This is a genomic window from Pandoraea vervacti (assembly GCF_000934605.2).
Taxonomy (GTDB): domain Bacteria; phylum Pseudomonadota; class Gammaproteobacteria; order Burkholderiales; family Burkholderiaceae; genus Pandoraea; species Pandoraea vervacti.
On record NZ_CP010897.2, the window covers coordinates 1,011,002 to 1,027,340 of the forward strand.

A 16,339-nucleotide genomic window follows, 5' to 3' on the forward strand; every position below is an offset into this window, starting at 1 on the left:
GAATGCGTCAGGCGTGTGCGAGGGTCAATCGACTGCCTTGACCATCTCTTCGACGACCTTCTTCGCGTCGCCGAAGACCATCATGGTCTTGTCGAGATAGAACAGCTCGTTATCCAGTCCGGCGTAACCCGCGGCCATGGAGCGCTTGTTGACGATGATCGTCTTGGCCTTGTAGGCCTCGAGAATCGGCATGCCCGCAATCGGCGACGCCGGATCGTTCTTCGCGGCCGGGTTCACCACGTCGTTGGCGCCCAACACCAGCACCACGTCCGTCTGACCGAATTCGCCGTTGATCTCGTCCATCTCCAGCACCTGGTCGTATGGCACTTCGGCTTCGGCGAGCAGCACGTTCATGTGACCCGGCATGCGGCCTGCGACCGGGTGAATGGCGTAGCGCACATTCACGCCTTTCTCCGAGAGCTTGTCGGTCAATTCCTTGAGCGCATGCTGCGCACGCGCCACGGCCAGACCGTAACCCGGCACGATCACCAGCGATTCGGCGTTGCTCATGAGGAACGCTGCGTCATCGGGGGAGCCGGATTTGACCGGGCGCTGCTGTTGTTCGCCCCCGGCTGCCGCAGCCCCCGGCGTTGCGCCGAACCCGCCCAGAATCACGTTGAAAAACGAGCGGTTCATGGCCTTGCACATGATGTACGACAGGATCGCGCCTGACGAGCCCACAAGCGAACCTGCGATGATCAGCATGGGGTTGTTCAGCGAGAAGCCGATGCCTGCGGCGGCCCAGCCCGAGTACGAGTTCAGCATCGAGACCACGACCGGCATGTCCGCGCCGCCGATCGGGATGATGATGAGCACGCCGAGCACGAAGGCAATGGCCGTCATCAAAATGAACGGCAGCCAGCTTTGCGACAGGAAGAAGATGACGCCGAAGCCGAGCATCGCGATGGCGAGCAGCAGGTTGATCGTGTGCTGGCCGGTGAACTGCACCGGCGCGCCCTGGAACAGACGGAATTTGTACTTGCCCGAGAGCTTGCCGAACGCGATGACCGACCCGGAGAACGTAATCGCGCCGACGAACGTGCCGATGAACAGCTCGATGCGGTTACCCGGCGGCAGGAAGGTTTCGCCCGCGGGCACGATACCGAATGCCGCAGGCTCTGCCACGGCAGCGACAGCGATACACACCGCTGCCAGACCAATGAGCGAGTGCATGGCGGCCACGAGTTCCGGCATCTTCGTCATCTCGACCTTGCGCGCGACGAAGGCGCCGGTGCCGCCGCCGACCACAAGGCCTGCGAGGATCAGCGCGAGCCCCGAGTAATTGCCGCCCATCAGCCGGCGCAACTCGTAGATCAGCGCAATCGTGGTGACGGCCGCAATGGCCATGCCGATCATGCCGAATGCATTGCCGCGTCGCGCCATCTTCGGGTTCGACAGACCCTTGAGGGCCTGAATGAAACAGATCGACGCGACCAGATACAGCAGCGTGACGAGATTCATGCTCATTGCTTGTCCCCCTCGATGGCCTTGTCTCCGGCCGCTACGCTTAACCCGCCGCCATGCGGCGCGTTAGCCTTCGACGAGGCTCCGCTTTGCTCCGACTTCACAGGCTTATCTTTCTTCTTGAACATCTCGAGCATGCGCTGCGTGACGAGGAAGCCCCCGAACACGTTCACGGCGGCCAGCGCCACGGCCACGACGCCCATGGTCTTGCCGAGGTTGCCTTCCGTCAGACCCGCGGCGAGCATCGCCCCCACGATCACGATGGCCGAGATGGCGTTCGTCACCGCCATGAGCGGCGTGTGCAAGGCCGGGGTGACGTTCCACACCACGTGATAGCCGACATATACCGCCAGCACGAAGATGATCAGGTTGATCACCGTGTGATTGATCAATTCCATGGTTCTGCCTCCCCCTTATGCCGCGCGCAGCACTTGACCGTCGCGGCACATCAGGCACGCGCTGACGATGTCGTCGTTGGTATCGATGACGAGCTTGCCTTCCTTGTCGATCACCAGCTTGAGGAAGTCGAGCACGTTACGGGCATAAAGCGCGGAGGCATCGGCGGCCACCATGCCCGCCAGGTTGGTGTATCCGGCAATGGTCACGCCGTGCACCTTGACGACTTCGTCGGCCACCGACAGCGGGCAGTTGCCGCCGCCGTTCGCGCCGCGACCGGCCGCCAGATCGATGATCACCGACCCCGGCTTCATGGCCTTGACGGTGTCTTCGGCAATGAGTGTGGGCGCCGCGCGCCCCGGGATGAGTGCGGTGGAAATGACGATGTCGGCCTGCGTGAGCCGCGTGTGCACGAGTTGCGCCTGACGGGCCAGCCACGCGGCGGGCATGGGGCGCGCATAGCCGCCCACGCCCTTGGCGATTTCACGCTCTTCGTCGGTCTCGAAGGGCACGTCGATGAACTTCGCGCCCAGCGATTCGATCTGCTCGCGCACGGCCGGACGCACGTCGGAGGCTTCGATGACCGCTCCCAGGCGCTTGGCCGTCGCAATGGCCTGAAGGCCGGCCACGCCCGCACCGAGCACGACCAGTCGTGCGGCCTTGACCGTACCGGCGGCGGTCATCAGCATCGGCATGAAGCGTTGATAGAGGTTCGCGGCGAGCATCACGGCCTTGTAGCCGGCGATGTTGGCCTGCGACGAGAGCACGTCCATGCTCTGCGCACGCGTGGTGCGCGGTGCGGCTTCCAGCGCGAAGCCGATGATCCCGGCCGCCGCCATGCGCGCGTTGTTTTCGGCATCGAACGGATTGAGCATGCCGACCACTACGCTGCCACGCGGGATCTGAGCGAGTTCGTCGGGAGACGGGGCGCGTACTTTGAGGACAAGTTCTGCGCCAAGTGCATCGGCAGCGCTGCCGAGCGAGGCGCCCGCGGCTTCGAAGGCGGCGTCGGGTACGCTCGCAGCGTCTCCTGCGCCGCGCCCGATCACGACCTGATGTCCTGACGCGACCAGCTTCTTCACCGTTTCGGGCGTAGCCGCGACACGGGATTCGCCGGCAAGCGTCTCGGCGGGAATGCCGATTCTCATTGCGTATCTCCTTGGGTTTGTGAACTGATCTCATCAGCGGCCAAGGAGCCGCAGCGCATGCGCTGTCGGGGCAGACGCACTACCTGTTTCGCCGCTGATGACATTAGTCCTGCACAAACCACTGCATTCGAACTACTGCAAAAACCGGTGATGCGGTACTGCACCTGCACATTGCACTTCGCTAGTGCTCGAAGCTTACCCGAAGATTACAAATGCGCCTATTGCACGCATTGGCATATCAATATGAACGAATCTGTATGAATCCTGCGGTCATGGCGCTTCGATTCGACACGATTTGGCCGACCGGCCGGTCGGTCTTGAAAGCGGCCCTCTCCAGCGCCAAACCCCGCCAGACGGTAAAATGTCGCTTTCATCGGGGCGACGTCGTCCCGAGGTCGTCACCCGCGCCACGCAAGGAAGTGCCATGGATGCACGCTGGAAGCCCAACGTGACGGTTGCAGCGGTCGTCGAACGCGACGGCCGTTTTCTGTTTGTCGAAGAGCAAAAGCGTGCCGGTCTGTTGATCAACCAACCGGCCGGTCACCTGGAACCGGGCGAATCGATTCTCGACGCGGTGCGCCGCGAGGTGCTCGAAGAGACGGCGCATACGTTTGAACCACGGCACCTGCTGGGCATCTATCTCGCCCCGGGGCCGGACGATATCGCTTACCTGCGTTTCACCTTTACCGGTACGCTGGGCGCGTTCGACGCATCGCGACCGCTCGACGAGGGCATCGTCGGCACGCTCTGGCTCACGCCGGAGGAAGTGCGCGCGCAGCGGGCGCGGCACCGTTCACCGATTCTCGAGCGATGCATGGACGATTACCTGCGAGGGGTGCGTTACGACCTCGACATACTTCAGACCCATCCGGCGCTGACCGGTGGGCAAGGCAACACATGAGTCAAAAACGCGTAGTGGTGGGCATGTCGGGCGGCGTGGATTCGTCGGTCACGGCATGGCTGCTCAAACAACAAGGCTACGACGTCGTCGGTTTGTTCATGAAGAACTGGGAAGACGATGACGATAGCGAATACTGTTCGACCCGGCAGGACTGGATCGACGTGGTGTCGGTCGCCGACCTGATCGGCATCGATGTCGAAGCGGTGAATTTCGCCGCCGAGTACAAGGACCGCGTTTTCGCGGAGTTCCTGCGGGAGTATTCGGCTGGCCGCACCCCCAATCCCGACGTGCTGTGCAACGCCGAGATCAAGTTCAAGGCGTTCCTCGACCATGCCGTGGCGCTCGGCGGCGAGACCATCGCCACCGGCCACTACGCCCGCGTGCGCGAGCGCGAGGGTCGCTTCGAACTGCTCAAGGCCTTCGATCACACGAAGGACCAAAGCTACTTCCTGCACCGGCTGAACCAGACGCAGCTCTCGCGCACGATGTTCCCGCTCGGCGAAATGCCGAAGACGAAGGTCCGCGAGATCGCCGCGCAGATCGGCTTGCCGAACGCGAAGAAGAAGGATTCCACGGGGATCTGCTTCATTGGCGAGCGTCCGTTCCGGGACTTCCTCAATCGCTACTTGCCGACCACACCGGGGCCGATGAAGACCCCGGACGGCGCGGTCGTCGGCGAACACGTGGGTCTGGCGTTTTACACGCTGGGCCAGCGCAAGGGCATCGGTCTGGGCGGCAGCCGCGACGGCTCGGGCGAGCCGTGGTTCGTCGCGCGCAAGGACATGGCGAACAATACGCTGTATGTGGTGCAGGGACACGACCATCCATGGCTGCTCTCGAGCACGCTCGACGCGGAAGACCTGTCTTGGGTCGCCGGTGCGCCGCCAGCCGAAGGCACCCGCTGCGGTGCGAAGACCCGCTATCGGCAGGCGGATGCCGCATGCGAAGTGGTGCGTGCCGGCGATGACGGACTGACGCTGTCATTCGCTGACGCTCAGTGGGCCGTTACCCCCGGTCAGTCGGCCGTGCTCTACGACGGCGAGGTCTGTCTGGGCGGCGGCATCATCGCAGCCACGACACCGGCTGTCGCAGGCGAAGCGCGAACGCAAGCCGCCGCATCGGGCGCTGCCTCGAAACACACCATCCTCAATACGCATTGAAGCCGCCGGCGCTCGCCGGGGGGACACCCGGCAGCGCGCCGGCGAGTGTCCCCCCGCAAAAGCCAAGGAGGTTTCATGTTTTCGCGCCGATTTCTGGCTCTCTGGATCGCCGTGGCGTTGCTCGTCGCAACGCTCGTGCTGGTGCTCGTCGACGGATGGAATCCGCTCTGGCCGATACCGTTCGCAGCCCTGGTCGTCCTCGGTGTCTGGGATGTCGTGCAGCAGCGTCACGCCGTGCTGCGCAATTACCCGCTATGGGGACATTTCCGATTCCTGTTCGAGTTCATCCGCCCGGAAATCCGCCAGTATTTCGTGGAGGACGATACGTCCGAGACGCCGTTCTCGCGTGCCCAGCGCAGCATCGTCTACCAGCGGGCGAAGGGGGATGTCGACAGCCGCCCGTTCGGCACGGAGCTCGACGTCAAGGTCACCGGCTACGAATGGATTGCGCATTCGCTTGCGCCCACGGTGCTGAAGGACCACGACTTTCGCATTACGATCGGCGCGGATCGTGCGCAGCCTTATTCGGCGTCGATCTTCAATATCTCCGCGATGAGTTTCGGCGCGTTGTCCGCCAATGCGATTCGCGCACTCAACCGCGGCGCCAAGCTCGGCAACTTCATCCATGACACCGGTGAAGGTTCGATCTCGCCGCATCACCGCGAGCAGGGCGGCGATCTGATATGGGAAGTGGCGTCGGGCTACTTCGGGTGCCGCAATGACGACGGTACGTTCAGTGCCGAGAAGTTTGCCGCGCAGGCCACCACGCCGCAGGTGAAGATGATCGAGGTGAAACTCTCGCAGGGGGCGAAACCGGGGCACGGCGGTGTGCTGCCCGCAGCCAAGATCACGCCGGAGATCTCCGCGACGCGCGGTGTGCCGATGGGGCAGGACTGCATTTCGCCGTCACGTCACAGCGAGTTCTCCACCCCGTTGGGCCTGCTGCAATTCGTTGACCGTCTGCGAACGCTCTCGGGCGGCAAGCCCACCGGCTTCAAATTGTGTATCGGCCATCCGTGGGAGTTTTTTGGCATCGTGAAGGCCATGCTCGAGAGCGGCATCCTGCCCGACTTCATCGTGGTGGACGGCTCGGAAGGCGGTACCGGCGCCGCGCCGCTGGAGTTCACCGACCATGTAGGCGCGCCGTTGCAGGAGGGGCTGCTGCTCGTGCACAACACGCTCGTGGGCGCGGGGCTGCGCGAGAAAATTCGCATCGGCGCATCGGGCAAGATCGTGACGGCATTCGATATCGCGCGCACGCTCGCGATCGGCGCCGACTGGTGCAACTCGGCGCGCGGCTTCATGTTCGCCATTGGCTGCATTCAATCGCAGAAGTGCCATACCGACCGTTGCCCGACCGGGGTTGCCACACAGGACACGTTGCGTCAACGCGCATTGGTTGTGCCGGACAAGGCGCAGCGCGTGCATCAGTTCCATTCGCAGACGTTGCACGCGTTGCAGGAGTTGATTCAGGCGGCGGGCTTGTCGCACCCGTCGGATCTGCGCGCGCATCACATCGTCAAGCGTGTGTCGTCCAACGACATTCGCCTCATGTCCGAGTCGCTCAAGTACCTGGAGCCCGGCGATCTGCTGCGTGGCCAGTTCCGCTACCAGTTGTACGAGAAGTACTGGCCGATGGCGCGTTCCGACAGTTTCTCTCCGATGGAAGTCGCGCGCTCGTAAGGGATTGCGGATTGCGGTTTGCGGCTGGCGGCTTACCGCTTACCGCCTGCGGCCTGGAACGGTAAGACGGCATCGTGGCAACTTCAGTGCTTGGAAGCGAACCCGGTGCAATGCGGCACCGGGTTTTTTCGCTTACCGACAGTTTTCTTCCCAAATGCCAAAAGTGCACGGCGCGGCGACCGACATTAAGGTCTCCACCGGATGATGCTCGCGCGCGTACTCGCCTATCGTGTGGCCTTCGACTTTGTCATCCCGCCGACGGATTGTCGTCAGAGGAGGAGCCTATGAGTACGGTGCGATTTCTGATCAGCCGCCACGACGTGAAACTCAATGTGAACGGTCTCGTACACGCGCTGCCTGCGGGCAGCATGACCGCGACCAGTTCGGAGGCGACGATCGACGCCCCCGGACCGGTGGTGTCTCATGATTTTCATGCGTGCGATTTGCAGGCGCTGTACCCGGATGTCGTCGATCTGCTCGATCGTCGCCCGCTGGGCGTCTTTCATCGGCAAGCGGCGCGTACGCTGGTGCTCGAACCCACGATGGTAGACGTGGCAATGACATTGCAGCACGTCGACCGCATGGCGATGCTTCGCTTCTTCTACGTCTACTGTCTTTGCCGCGACCAACGATACTTCTCGGCAATGTTGCGCCAGACGATTGCCGGCAGCCACTCGCTGTTCGACTTCGTCGAGGCGAACTTCCATCGACCGTGGCCGGTGGGGCGTCTCGCCGAAGAGTTCGGCATGCCGTTGCGCAAGTTTCGCTATCTTTTCCAGCAGACCTACGGCATGCCGGCCAAGCAATGGTTGCTGGAGCGGCGTCTGAGGCTCGCGCGCGATCTGCTGCTGTCAACGCGACACAAGGTGCTCGATATCGCGCTCGAGTGCGGCTTTACCAATCACGCGCATTTCACCGACACGTTCCGCAAGCGCTTCGACTGTGCACCGACGGAGATACGTCTTGGGGCGCCGCCGCAGCGCGGTGGTCGACGGGTCGCGATGCCGCGCGCCGATGCCTACGCCGCCATGCGCGCCGATCTGGTCGCCGGGCATGGCGCAATGACCGATGCGGAGGTGGCATGAACGTCGAAGAGATTCATCGCGGCATGGGCGAGGGCGTGCGGCGCATGTCCGACGAAGCAACGCAAGCCGTTCGTACGGAGAAAACCAACGACCCTCGCGACATGCTCGACTTGCAGTTCAAGTTGCAGCAGTTCTCCACGGCGGTGAGCTTGCACAGCGCAACGATCAAGCTCATCAAGGATACGTTGATGGGCATCATTGCCAAGATTGCGTGAGGGGGGCTCAAGCGCCTTGTGCTGCTGGCGCCGCCGGGTGACGCCGGGAGGCGTTGCTCGTTTCAGGCGTCGCTCGCGCAGGGCGGCGCCATACACGGGTAAGCACGGTAAGCACGGCATGCGCGATACCCCGGACATGATGAAGAACTCGTTTCAAGCCTTCGCCGAACACGGTACGACACAATGGCTCGACACGTCGGTGCGTCAGCAGATTGTCGAGTTGGCGCTCGCCGGGGCCCAGCACGGTATGGAGACGGAAGCGCGCGTCATTCTGCGCGCGCTTCCCGCACTCGTGGCGCAGCAGGAAGCGCGTCTGTGCCTTCACGCCGCACTGCTCATCGCGCTGGGCGACACTTCGGCCGCACGTGACTGCCTGGCAGACCTCGCGGCACGCGGGCAAGCCGACGACCCCGCCGCCAACGTGCTGCGGCATTGGCTCGACGCCACCGATGCGAGTCAGTCACGACGTCGGGTGATCGCGTCGCGGCCTTCGCCCCCGCCGTGGCCGTCGCACTCGCCTTCTTCCTCTTCTTCTGCCGAGCCTGAATCCCAGACGCTCGCCTCGGCTTCCCCATTCATTCCTTTGCCATGACGAACTTTTCCACGCCTCAAGTGACAGCGCACACGCCGGCCGCCACCGCGCCGACGCTGGCGTTTCCTTCGCTGCCGAACGGCAATCCGGAAGTCGACGCCGCGCGTTTCGACCAGGCGCTGCGCAGTGCGCCGTCGTTGCCGGAACATCATTTGCTCAACGCAGCGGGAAAATTGGCAGCCAACACCGACTATCTCGCACAGCGCGTGACGCTCGACGATCGACTATTCGATGACCCGACGCGCCTGCTCGAAGCGCAGCGCGAGATCACCGAGCGCGTGCTTGCACTGGAGTTCGTGGCGAAGGTCTCGGGGGCAATGACGCAAGGTGTGAACAAGCTGGTCCATATGCAATGACGAAGGCGCTTTGTCTCGCGGACACCGTCGTGTTCCGAAGGTCGGGAGCGGTGCGCATGCGCAGCGTAATTGCGTGTGGATTATTGCTGGTACTCGCGGGATGCAAGGTGGAGCTGCATCGCGCGTTAAGCGAAACCGAGGCCAACCAGATGCTCGCGTTACTGCTCGTCTCCGGGCTTCAGGCGGACAAGCGTGCCGACACCACCGGCATGACGGTTCGCATCGAGCGCGGCGATTTCGTTCGTGGCGTGGAAGTCCTTCGCCAACATGGCTTGCCGCGTCAGAAACGCGCATCCGTCGAAGACGTTTTCCCGCCAGGGCAACTGGTCAGTTCGCCATTGCAGGAGCAGGCCAAGCTCATCTTTCTCAAGGAGCAACGGCTTGAACGAATGCTGGCGGCGCTTGACGGCGTGATGGTCGCGGAGGTGTCCATTGCGCAGGTGCCGACGGATTCGGCGGGGCGCGCGACATTGCCGCCCGGCGTTGCGGTCTTCGTTAAATACAGCCCGGAGGTCAACATGGCGCAACGCATGACCGATATTCGGAGTCTCGTGCACGACAGCGTGCCGGGCGTGTCCCCCGAGCGCATCAGCATCGTATTGCAGCCCGCGGACTATCGGTTGCCTCGCGCCGCCATCGAGGGGGGGCAAGGCGCGCCGGTGGAAGCGGGCAGCAAGGCAGGGTGGCGTCCGGTCCTGGGATGGGCGATGTTCGCCATGGCGGTCCTCGTGTCGGGGCTGGCGGGCGTCATGGCATGGCGTCGGCGCGGTGTCTGGGTAGGCCGTCTGCGTCAGCGGGTAACGAGGGCGTCGTGACCGATGCCGCGTCGCTTGCCCGCTTGATCTGGCAGCCCGGCCGGCACATGGACGATGCCTGGTGGGATGCGTTCGGGATGGCGCGATGGCGCGCGGTGTACCGCAAGTACCCGGCATGCCGCGCGAGCGTCGATCGGCGTCTTGTCGAACGGCGGGGGTGGCCGACCCCCGGGCAGTACGCCGAGTGTCGACCTCCGGACAGCGAAGCCGCACAAGCTGCGTTGCGGCTCATGCCGAGTCTTCGCCGCGTCGCAGTGGCCTACGGTCTGCGCACGCTGGGCTGCCCTGACTACCTCTTGCTTGGGGTCCACCGTCGCGCATTGTCAGGCTGGCTCGACGCCTGGCAGTGCGATCGTCTGTTGCTGATGCGACGAGACTGGCCTTCGACCGCTGCACTGGCGCCGGAGGCGATCGGCCCGGCGGCGATGGCGCTCACCGCGGCGTGCCTCGATGCCGTGAGGCGCGCTTGCGCCCCTCGCAGCCATGGCGATGTGGCGACGGTCCACGCGGCCGTGCGCCAATTGTTGCCGCCGGCGAATGCGGCGATGACGGCAACGGCGGATGTTCCCGTCGTGGACGACATATGGCCGCAGCTCGCGGCGTTGGAGAGAATGCTATGTATGTCATCGACTACGCACTGACGCCTGTGGAAACCATCGATGGCCCCGCTCCGGCGGGGCCCGTGATTTCCAGCGAGGCATTGGCATCGTTGCGTGACCAGGCGAGCCTGCGCACTCGCTGGATGGAAGCGGCTCGCCTTGAGCGCGAAACGGCCGCGGCCGAGCAGGCGCAGGCGCTGCGCGACATCGAGGCGGCGCGAAGCGCATGGCAGGACGCTGAACGGGCGCGTGCGAGGCAGGCAGCGACGGCAATGGCCGACGCCGCGCGAGAGCAAGCGGTCATGCAGGCGGTGGATTGGCTGGTGGACGAGGCATCGATGGAGCGTGAAATCGTACGTTCGCTGGAGCGCCGGGTCGCCGATGCGCTCACCGGCGCCTTGTCGAATTTCGTCGAGGACCTGGCCGTCGGCGAACGCTTTGCGCACCGCGTCGGCCGTGCATTGCCGGGACTGGTGCGTGAAGGTGCGCTCGTATTGCGCGTGCCGCCCGCGCACCAATGCGCCGTGGCCGAAGCGTTACGTCAGGCAGACATCATGCTGCCCTGTCTGGAGGATGTGACGCTTGCCGATCGGCAGGCGCGACTCGAAAGCGAATGGGTCACCGTCTGCCTGGATCTGGACGCTGACCTGGCGGCCGTCATCGATCGTTTGCGAGTGAGTCCGAGTCTGGAGGTCGCCTATGGTTGAGCGCCTGCCGACATCGGGTAATTCGCGTGCTCCGGAGACTCAGAAGAACAAGGCGTTGGCGCACGTGCCAGCGGACGAATGGCAAGCGCTCGAAGCCGACGGCATGTCGATGCGCGCGACGTTCGCGCACGCGCCGGGCCATCTCGCACTGATCGAAGCCACTATCGCGCAGAACGAGGAGGCGGCGTTCGCAGAGTCGCAGGAGAACCTCAGTTTCGCGCTGGGCGTTCGATTCCGAAGCACGGGCGAGCGAGATGTTCGGGACGAGAAGCAGCGGGCCCGCGCGTTGTTCGAGCAACAGATGCACCGGTTCGCGCGCGTGAACGGTGCGCAGTTTGAGCGGCTGCGCGGCCAACTGCGCGATCTCCCCTTCGTACCGGATCCGCTACAGCTCATCCGAGGCACACAGATGTCGGCCGGTCATGCCGCGCTGGTCGTCGCCGCCTGGTTGGCCGACAGCGGGCTTGATGCCGGCACGCGGACCCGACTGCGGCGCACGCTCGACGCACTGACCGCCTCCGACACGTGGGGTCTCGAGGCCTTTGCAGCGCTGGAATGTGGCGAGGGCCGTCCACCGGGCATGGCGCTGATGCAGCAGCTCAAGTCGCTTTTCCGTCAGGCGCACGGGCCGCAACGCACGCTCACCCAATGGTTCGACGAGTGCCGACGCTTTACGCAACGCCGGGCGAGATTGCGCGCACTGATGCAAGCCCTTGGCCTGGAATTGGGCGCGCAGCAGCCGGATGCCGATACGCACCGGCTATGCGCCGTCGTCGACGATCTGCGTCGCGTGGTGTTGTTTCTTACGTTGGAAGCGACGTGCGAGCAATCGGCGCTCGCTGTGCGCGACGCCGGGCAACGAGCGTTCGACACGGACACCATGATGACGGAGACGCTGGCGGTGCTCGACCAGCCCTGGGTCGGGGCAGATTGGCTTGCGCAACGCGCGGCCTATCTCGGCATGGTGCCGGTCGACGTGCGCTACGCGTTCGCGCGGGGTCTCACGAGACTCGTCAAGTCGGCGCATGACGGGTGCTTTCGCGACGAGACCCAGCGTGAGACGCTGGAAGACGCGCTGGACGACTGGCGCACGGCGCTTGCGCTGGAAGGCGACGGCATGACGGGATGATGGGGTGACGGGCGCATGATCCATGCGCCGCAGGCACGGTGCGAGTGGTGCGTGAACGTCAGGCGCGCAGATGTTCGCGGCAGAGTTTGATGCGATCGTAAAAGTCGGTGAGTGCTTGTGCAAAGGGTTCCGGTTCGGCGGCAGATTCTTCCCTGACTTGCGCGTGGAGGATCAAACGATTGTCCCGCTCTCGCAATTGCACATGTCCGGTGACGGCCCATTCCGCCGGCTCTATCAAAAATTGCAGTAGCCGTTCGCTGTTCGCTCTGTGCAGCCGCGCTGCCTCGTCGGTCGCCACCACGGCGTGAATGCTGCACACCTGATTGTCCAGGGTTTCGACAATGATGCTGGGGGAAGCATTGAACGTCAGCTCGATGGGCGAGTGATTGTCGACGGCGTCGATCTTGCTGGGGTCGCAGCCGATCAGTTTGAGGGCCTCGACGAGAGTTTGCGCTAGATCGTAACTGGGCATGATAAGCGTGAAGAGTGTAAGGAGTCGATGACGCACCCGACGCGGAATGTGGGCTACGCGACCGGGGGACGATGGCAAAGGTTCCCACGATCATTCGACCTGAACTTTGGAGGTGTGTACGGCGTTGTGGCTTCCGGGCACGCGTGTGCCGGGGTACGGACATTCACGCGTGAGTTCCTCTTCGTGCCTGCGATGATGTTCGTGACTTGCATCGTTCGTGTGTTCGTAGCTCTTGTCGCGGCGTTCGCGCCTCTTTCCGGTGACGATGTCTTTGGGTGCCTTTCCGTACGATGTGCCGTAGCGCAACGAGATGCTTTCGAGAATCGCTTTGGCAGCCCGCACCGCCTGCCTTTGCGTTTGTGCCCTGTCGAATTGGGACGGTGTGAGGCCGGTGCGCAACACCCCGTCGAGGGTTCGGGCGGCGGCGTCGAGTTTCTCGGCGATGTCCCGCGACACCGCGCAGGGGGATGCCGAGAGATCGTCTTCAAGCTGGGTCAGGTGAATCGTCATGAAATGTCTCCGGCGTGAGTGGCAAGTAAAAGAGGCGGTCGTGCCCGCTGATCGATACGCCGTCGGGATGGATGGCGACGATCTGCGTGCCGCCGGGCAGTCGGATGCCCTGCGCGAGTCGGGTGCCGTCCGCGAGGGTGATCTGAGGGGCGCCCGGCGATCCGCCGATACTGACCAGCGGGGCGGAGAATCCGGTTTCGGCAAGCGTCGGAACGGGGGGCGCGAGGGGATCGATGCGCAGCGGCATGGCGTTGTCTGCCAGATTCCACGCGTCGGCGATGCCCTTGAGCGACGCTAGCCGTCCTGCCGGAAGCACGCCGGTGAGGCGCCACCCGTTGCGATCACGCGAAATATCGACGCCGCGCAACTGGCCGGCATGGCGCAACGTCGTGAGCAAACGCTCGAAGCTGTTCGCCGTGCCGTCGGCAACGCGCCATCCATGCGGTAGCGACAGGGCATCGAGCGCATCCGAGGCCGCACGCCATCTTGCATCGGCGATCAACGGACCGCCGATGAGCAGCGCACCGTCCTTCGCGACGCTCACCTGCGCACTTCCGAAGCCATGCAGCCGAAGTAACGTGCTCGCCGTTCGCACGGCGCTCGCCGGACACCACGTTTCGTCGCTCAGCGCCTTACCGAGCCAGCGCGCTTCGGCCCGCAGTCGCGCGCGGGTGTTGTCATCAAGGCATCCGCCGGATAGCCGCACGGCGTCTCCGGCCGTACTGAGCTCGATATTCGGTGCGATGCGGGCGGCCAACGCCTTCAGTGCGTCGGGCGTCGGTGGCACGGCGATGACGTTGGCGGTGCCGGTTCGCCATATGGCGATCCCGGCACCCGCGATCAGCAGCGACAGGCCGGTCGCCGCGAGCCATGCCAGAGGCGAGCGGCCTGCCTTGCGCTCGTCCGGCGGCGCAGCCATCGCGGGCGCATCTGAAGGCGTCGCAGACGTCGCTCCCCGCATCGGCTGCATCGGGCGGATTGCGCGTACTGGGCATTTTGGCAGCGGCATCGGCGTCGGCAGGCTGCCGTCACTGAGCCAAATACCGAGACCCGCCAGATCGATGACGGTATGCAACGGGAGCGACGGGGTGTTTTCGGATGCCAGCGCCGCGCCATTCACCCACACCGGCGTCCCGGTGGCCAGACGTACGCCTTCGCTGTCGACATGCAGTGTCGCCGACGCTCCGTCGTCGAGCGTCATGGCAATGTCGGATTCGGCAGTCCCGATGGTGAGCTCGCCGCGGGGCAGTGGCACGGGGCGACCGGCGAGCGGACCGTCCAGGAGTGTGAGCGTCAGCATCGTCAGGCGCTCGGGGTTGCGGCCGCAGGCTCGGCCTTGATCAGAAACAGGCGCATGACACTGTCATTTCGGTTGCTCGTTGAACTGAACAATCGTCCAATGAGCGGCAGGTCGCCCAGCAGGGGGATCTTGCGCTCGTGTTCGTGTTGCGCGTCCTGCACGAAGCCACCGAGCAGCAGCGATTGCCCGGCCTGAAGCGTGGCGTGCGTGGAAATCGACGAGTTGCGGATCGTCGGGACTTCATTGCGGACGTTGCGGTCGCTGCGCACCTCCCCGCCATCTTCGATATTGAGCGTGAGCATGACTTGTTCGCGCGCGCCGTCCGCGCGTTCGCCTGCGTCGTTCGGCACGAGCCGCGGCGTGACCCGCAACAGCGAGCCCGACGTCACGCTCTCCAGTTTCGCGACTTTTTCGCCCGACACTTTCGTGTAGAACGTCACGCTGCGATCGAGCACCGCCTGCATGTTGTCCAGCGTGACGATCGAGGGACGAGAGAGCACCCGCGCCTTGGAGTTGCGTTCTAGCGCACTCAGATTGAGCATGAACTTGTTGGTGTCGCCGACCAACGTGGTGAAGGTGCCGGAATCGCCCTCGTTCGTCAGGCCCGACTGGCCGTTTAGCGACACGCTGCCGAAGCCGCCAAGCCGCGCGCTGCCCGAGATGTCCACGCCGAGCTCGGCGATGTCGCTCGCATTCACGTCGATGATGGCGACCGAGATATCGACCAGCCGTGGACGAACGTCCAGTTGCTCGATGAGATCGCCGTAAATGGGCAGATTGCGACGGCGCTCGCGGACGATCACGGCGTTACGCCTGGGATCGGCGGAAAAGCGCGGTGTGCCGCCTCGCATGGCGTTGACGACAGGCAAATCGGTCATGGCGGGATTCGCAGTGCCGGCGCTCGCCGAGGTCGCCACGAGCGGGCCCGCGCCGAGAATCAGGTCTTTCAATACGCTGACTACGCCCGGCACGATCACTTCCTGACCGCGATAAAAGTACCTTGTGTCGTCCGCCGTGGCGAATTTCAAAGGAAATATCTTGATGGTCTCTTCGCTTTCCTGCTGATCGCGGGCATCGCGCTCGACGTATTCGGCGAGCATCGCCACTGTTTCGAGGCACGCGGGAACGCCGGCGATTTCCAGCGCGTGGGTCGCCGGAATCGCCCGTGCCACGCAGTGTTTCGGATGGAGCACGCCGGCGTCGCGCAGATGGGCGAGCAGGTCGCCCGACGATGCATACCGTAACGGCATGACACGTCGCGCCGCCTCGCTGGCCTTATAGACGTTGAGCGTCTGGCCGTTGAAGTACCACGAAAGCCGATAACGTTCGGACAATGCGTCGAGCGTTTGCTGAGCGTCTCCCGCAGGCAGCGTGCCGATGAAGCGATCGTCCACCTGAGGGCTAACGACAGTCGGAATGCCGTGGTGCGCGCCGAAGTCGCGCAATAGTTCCGCCAAGGGCGTGCCGGCGCTCTGGAAGACGAATGGCCCCCCGCGCCACGCAGGAATGACCGATGCCGGCGACTGGCGCGTCGAGGCGGGCATTGCGGCGACGATCTGGGCCGTCGCCAGGCACAACGCGATCGGCACGACGACACGTCGCATGCCTCTGCGCCATCCGCCGCACGGCCTGCGCGTATGAAGGGGGGCGAATAGCCGGAACAGTGGCGAGAACAGTGGGGTGAACAGCGGGGTGAACAGCGGGAAGAGCGGCGGGATGAAGGGCGGGATGAAGGGCGGGGAGGACAGCGCACCCCGCGCGGCGAGCACGGTACGCGCGGAACGGGGGAAAGGCATCAACGGGCGCC

At 64.3% G+C, this 16,339-nt stretch carries 18 protein-coding genes; 11 read left to right on the forward strand and 7 right to left on the reverse strand.

The features are described from left to right. Window positions 1-24: 24 nt before the first annotated feature. The 3 genes from UC34_RS04545 to UC34_RS04555 are packed head-to-tail and all read right to left on the reverse strand — an operon-like array spanning window position 25 to window position 3,008. Entirely contained in the window at window positions 25-1,467 is a 1,443-nt protein-coding gene (locus UC34_RS04545; RefSeq protein ID WP_044454263.1) for an NAD(P)(+) transhydrogenase (Re/Si-specific) subunit beta, read from the reverse strand. Then, window positions 1,464-1,862 carry an NAD(P) transhydrogenase subunit alpha part 2 gene (locus tag UC34_RS04550; RefSeq protein ID WP_044454265.1) on the reverse strand — a complete coding sequence of 133 codons (399 nt, stop codon included), beginning with the start codon at window positions 1,860-1,862 and terminating at the stop codon, window positions 1,464-1,466. Before UC34_RS04550 ends, UC34_RS04545 begins: the two co-directional genes overlap by 4 nt. A gap of 15 nt (window positions 1,863-1,877) precedes the next feature. Next, window positions 1,878-3,008 (reverse strand): Re/Si-specific NAD(P)(+) transhydrogenase subunit alpha, encoded by a 1,131-nt coding sequence (locus UC34_RS04555; RefSeq protein ID WP_044454270.1) that lies wholly within the window; start codon window positions 3,006-3,008, stop codon window positions 1,878-1,880. 424 nt (window positions 3,009-3,432) lie between these two features. Between UC34_RS04555 and UC34_RS04560 the strand changes: the two genes are divergently transcribed. The 11 genes from UC34_RS04560 to UC34_RS04610 all read left to right on the forward strand — a co-directional run bounded on the left by UC34_RS04560 (window position 3,433) and on the right by UC34_RS04610 (window position 12,250). Beyond that, window positions 3,433-3,909, forward strand: a complete 477-nt coding sequence (locus tag UC34_RS04560; RefSeq protein WP_044454272.1) for an NUDIX hydrolase — start codon at window positions 3,433-3,435, stop codon at window positions 3,907-3,909. Further along, window positions 3,906-5,069: a tRNA 2-thiouridine(34) synthase MnmA gene (gene mnmA, locus UC34_RS04565; RefSeq protein WP_044454274.1), complete on the forward strand. Its 1,164-nt coding sequence runs from the start codon at window positions 3,906-3,908 to the stop codon at window positions 5,067-5,069. The genes UC34_RS04560 and mnmA overlap by 4 nt, the downstream gene beginning before the upstream one ends. Window positions 5,070-5,144: 75 nt before the next feature. Beyond that, window positions 5,145-6,752 carry an FMN-binding glutamate synthase family protein gene (locus tag UC34_RS04570; protein WP_044454276.1) on the forward strand — a complete coding sequence of 536 codons (1,608 nt, stop codon included), beginning with the start codon at window positions 5,145-5,147 and terminating at the stop codon, window positions 6,750-6,752. 284 nt (window positions 6,753-7,036) lie between these two features. Continuing rightward, window positions 7,037-7,837 carry a helix-turn-helix transcriptional regulator gene (locus UC34_RS04575; RefSeq protein WP_052810892.1) on the forward strand — a complete coding sequence of 267 codons (801 nt, stop codon included), beginning with the start codon at window positions 7,037-7,039 and terminating at the stop codon, window positions 7,835-7,837. Beyond that, window positions 7,834-8,052, forward strand: a complete 219-nt coding sequence (gene sctF, locus UC34_RS04580; RefSeq protein ID WP_044454278.1) for a type III secretion system needle filament subunit SctF — start codon at window positions 7,834-7,836, stop codon at window positions 8,050-8,052. The genes UC34_RS04575 and sctF overlap by 4 nt, the downstream gene beginning before the upstream one ends. A 118-nt stretch (window positions 8,053-8,170) precedes the next feature. Next, window positions 8,171-8,644, forward strand: coding sequence for a DUF1039 domain-containing protein (locus UC34_RS04585; protein ID WP_052810893.1), 474 nt, complete (start codon window positions 8,171-8,173; stop codon window positions 8,642-8,644). Next, window positions 8,641-9,000 (forward strand): type III secretion system inner rod subunit SctI, encoded by a 360-nt coding sequence (sctI, locus tag UC34_RS04590; protein WP_044454280.1) that lies wholly within the window; start codon window positions 8,641-8,643, stop codon window positions 8,998-9,000. The genes UC34_RS04585 and sctI overlap by 4 nt, the downstream gene beginning before the upstream one ends. 56 nt (window positions 9,001-9,056) lie before the next feature. Continuing rightward, window positions 9,057-9,815, forward strand: coding sequence for a type III secretion system inner membrane ring lipoprotein SctJ (sctJ, locus tag UC34_RS04595; protein WP_044457744.1), 759 nt, complete (start codon window positions 9,057-9,059; stop codon window positions 9,813-9,815). After that, the gene (locus tag UC34_RS04600; RefSeq protein WP_052810895.1) at window positions 9,812-10,456 is read left to right on the forward strand and encodes a type III secretion system domain-containing protein; all 645 of its coding nucleotides are present in this window, start codon (window positions 9,812-9,814) and stop codon (window positions 10,454-10,456) included. Before sctJ ends, UC34_RS04600 begins: the two co-directional genes overlap by 4 nt. Then, on the forward strand, window positions 10,432-11,121 hold the full coding sequence (locus UC34_RS04605) for a hypothetical protein (RefSeq protein ID WP_052810896.1): 690 nt from the start codon (window positions 10,432-10,434) through the stop codon (window positions 11,119-11,121). Before UC34_RS04600 ends, UC34_RS04605 begins: the two co-directional genes overlap by 25 nt. After that, window positions 11,114-12,250 carry a TyeA family type III secretion system gatekeeper subunit gene (locus UC34_RS04610; RefSeq protein WP_044454282.1) on the forward strand — a complete coding sequence of 379 codons (1,137 nt, stop codon included), beginning with the start codon at window positions 11,114-11,116 and terminating at the stop codon, window positions 12,248-12,250. Before UC34_RS04605 ends, UC34_RS04610 begins: the two co-directional genes overlap by 8 nt. 58 nt (window positions 12,251-12,308) lie before the next feature. Here UC34_RS04610 and UC34_RS04615 read toward each other — a convergent pair whose 3' ends face one another. The 4 genes from UC34_RS04615 to UC34_RS04630 form a co-directional block, all read right to left on the reverse strand. Further along, window positions 12,309-12,722, reverse strand: coding sequence for an InvB/SpaK family type III secretion system chaperone (locus UC34_RS04615; RefSeq protein ID WP_044454284.1), 414 nt, complete (start codon window positions 12,720-12,722; stop codon window positions 12,309-12,311). Window positions 12,723-12,812: 90 nt separating this feature from the next. Then, the gene (locus tag UC34_RS04620; protein ID WP_044454286.1) at window positions 12,813-13,232 is read right to left on the reverse strand and encodes an EscE/YscE/SsaE family type III secretion system needle protein co-chaperone; all 420 of its coding nucleotides are present in this window, start codon (window positions 13,230-13,232) and stop codon (window positions 12,813-12,815) included. Then, window positions 13,207-14,532: a type III secretion system inner membrane ring subunit SctD gene (gene sctD, locus UC34_RS04625; protein ID WP_044454288.1), complete on the reverse strand. Its 1,326-nt coding sequence runs from the start codon at window positions 14,530-14,532 to the stop codon at window positions 13,207-13,209. The genes UC34_RS04620 and sctD overlap by 26 nt, the downstream gene beginning before the upstream one ends. A gap of 2 nt (window positions 14,533-14,534) precedes the next feature. Continuing rightward, window positions 14,535-16,328 carry an EscC/YscC/HrcC family type III secretion system outer membrane ring protein gene (locus UC34_RS04630; protein WP_218919555.1) on the reverse strand — a complete coding sequence of 598 codons (1,794 nt, stop codon included), beginning with the start codon at window positions 16,326-16,328 and terminating at the stop codon, window positions 14,535-14,537. Between the last annotated feature and the right edge of the window lie 11 nt (window positions 16,329-16,339).

What these genes read in the sequence shown, in the direction of transcription:
- UC34_RS04545 (WP_044454263.1), bottom strand. Translation starts at nt 1,467, where the DNA reads ATGAGCATGAATCTCGTCACGCTGCTGTATCTGGTCGCGTCGATCTGT.
- UC34_RS04550 (WP_044454265.1), bottom strand. Translation starts at nt 1,862, where the DNA reads ATGGAATTGATCAATCACACGGTGATCAACCTGATCATCTTCGTGCTG.
- UC34_RS04555 (WP_044454270.1), bottom strand. Translation starts at nt 3,008, where the DNA reads ATGAGAATCGGCATTCCCGCCGAGACGCTTGCCGGCGAATCCCGTGTC.
- UC34_RS04560 (WP_044454272.1), top strand. Translation starts at nt 3,433, where the DNA reads ATGGATGCACGCTGGAAGCCCAACGTGACGGTTGCAGCGGTCGTCGAA.
- mnmA (WP_044454274.1), top strand. Translation starts at nt 3,906, where the DNA reads ATGAGTCAAAAACGCGTAGTGGTGGGCATGTCGGGCGGCGTGGATTCG.
- UC34_RS04570 (WP_044454276.1), top strand. Translation starts at nt 5,145, where the DNA reads ATGTTTTCGCGCCGATTTCTGGCTCTCTGGATCGCCGTGGCGTTGCTC.
- UC34_RS04575 (WP_052810892.1), top strand. Translation starts at nt 7,037, where the DNA reads ATGAGTACGGTGCGATTTCTGATCAGCCGCCACGACGTGAAACTCAAT.
- sctF (WP_044454278.1), top strand. Translation starts at nt 7,834, where the DNA reads ATGAACGTCGAAGAGATTCATCGCGGCATGGGCGAGGGCGTGCGGCGC.
- UC34_RS04585 (WP_052810893.1), top strand. Translation starts at nt 8,171, where the DNA reads ATGCGCGATACCCCGGACATGATGAAGAACTCGTTTCAAGCCTTCGCC.
- sctI (WP_044454280.1), top strand. Translation starts at nt 8,641, where the DNA reads ATGACGAACTTTTCCACGCCTCAAGTGACAGCGCACACGCCGGCCGCC.
- sctJ (WP_044457744.1), top strand. Translation starts at nt 9,057, where the DNA reads ATGCGCAGCGTAATTGCGTGTGGATTATTGCTGGTACTCGCGGGATGC.
- UC34_RS04605 (WP_052810896.1), top strand. Translation starts at nt 10,432, where the DNA reads ATGTATGTCATCGACTACGCACTGACGCCTGTGGAAACCATCGATGGC.
- UC34_RS04610 (WP_044454282.1), top strand. Translation starts at nt 11,114, where the DNA reads ATGGTTGAGCGCCTGCCGACATCGGGTAATTCGCGTGCTCCGGAGACT.
- UC34_RS04615 (WP_044454284.1), bottom strand. Translation starts at nt 12,722, where the DNA reads ATGCCCAGTTACGATCTAGCGCAAACTCTCGTCGAGGCCCTCAAACTG.
- UC34_RS04620 (WP_044454286.1), bottom strand. Translation starts at nt 13,232, where the DNA reads ATGACGATTCACCTGACCCAGCTTGAAGACGATCTCTCGGCATCCCCC.
- sctD (WP_044454288.1), bottom strand. Translation starts at nt 14,532, where the DNA reads ATGCTGACGCTCACACTCCTGGACGGTCCGCTCGCCGGTCGCCCCGTG.
- UC34_RS04630 (WP_218919555.1), bottom strand. Translation starts at nt 16,328, where the DNA reads ATGCCTTTCCCCCGTTCCGCGCGTACCGTGCTCGCCGCGCGGGGTGCG.